This window comes from Vibrio sp. 2134-1, from assembly GCF_033339495.1.
This window is the reverse complement of the sequence record NZ_JAWOUS010000595.1, coordinates 1-623: the sequence shown is the minus strand read 5'-3', so window position 1 is coordinate 623 and position 623 is coordinate 1. Positions and strand designations below refer to the sequence as shown.

Genomic DNA, 623 nt, shown 5'->3' with positions numbered 1-623 from the left:
AGAAAACGACCTTTCAGAGCGAGAGGAGCGGGTTCAGTTGGTTTCCGAACGCTTAGGCGATCTAGAAAAAGTGCTTGGCGTGGACAATCACGCCACAAATGAAGATTTGGATACTCGACTGGATTCAGCAGCGATCACTTCGAATGTGCGAACGCTGATGCTCAATCAAATTCCAAACGGTTCGCCTGTGGGTAAAGTTCGACCTTCATCCGGTTTTGGCAAACGTATTCATCCTGTCACCAAGGTAGCGAAAATGCACCGCGGATTAGATTTCGCGGTGAACATCGGAACAAAAATTTATGCCCCTGCCGATGGCGTGGTGGAAGTCACTCGTCGCAGCAATACCGGCTCTGGCAACTTTCTGAGGCTACAGCACTCTTTCGGTTTTACCAGTTCTTACTCGCACTTAAAGAAATTCAAAGTGCAAAGCGGCCAATTCGTAAGAAAAGGCGATTTGATTGGGATTTCTGGCAACAGTGGGCTCTCTTCTGGCCCACATCTGCACTACGAAGTGCGCTTTGTCGGACGAGCATTGAACCCAAAACCGTTTGTTGATTGGAGCCTTAATAATTTTGAAGATATCTTTACTAAGGAGCGAAAAATACGATGGGAATCTTTGATAA

1 protein-coding gene is annotated in these 623 nt (G+C 46.7%); it reads left to right on the top strand.

All coding sequences use genetic code 11. The features are described 5' to 3' along the window. The coding region (locus R7R78_RS27435) for a M23 family metallopeptidase (protein ID WP_225474771.1) at positions 1–623 on the top strand (623 nt) is incomplete at both ends.